Source organism: Paenibacillus sp. 2TAB23, assembly GCF_052115165.1.
GTDB lineage: Bacteria > Bacillota > Bacilli > Paenibacillales > Paenibacillaceae > Pristimantibacillus.
On record NZ_JBFRGD010000075.1, the window covers coordinates 1 to 501 of the forward strand.

The 501-nt window shown below is 51.0% G+C and carries 1 pseudogene; it reads left to right on the forward strand.

From position 1 onward, the window contains the following. A pseudogene (locus AB4Z29_RS32370) lies at window positions 1–501 on the forward strand (hypothetical protein); the annotation flags it as partial.

Here is a 501-nt window from a genome sequence, read left to right on the forward strand (position 1 = left end):
AGTAGCTGAAGATGCAACATCAGCAACGGTAACGATTGAACAGCTGGGCGCAACAGCAAGCAGCGTGTATGTGAGCGTGACAAAAGAAGGTCAGCTAGAAAGCGTAAGAACYGTAAAAGCRTACGATGCTGAAATCACTGCAGCACCAGCAGCAGCGACAATCACCGTTACGAATAATGCGACAAGCACAGCAGATACGGTAAAAGTAACAGGTCTAGCCGAAGGCGACATCGTGAACGTATACGGCGTAGCAACAGGCGGCACGGTACTTGAAACAGCAACGGTAGCAGAAGGCGCAACGGAAGTAACGATCTCGGAAACCGACTTGCTGACGGCAACAGGCGGAACAGCGTATGTAACGGTAACGAAAGCGAACAAGCTGGAAAGTACWCGTACGGCTGCGAAATATATCACTGAGCCTGTATCGGCAGCACCAGCAGCAGCCACGATCACGGCAACGAACAACAAAGTAGGCGTAAGCGATACAGTGGTTGTTACAGG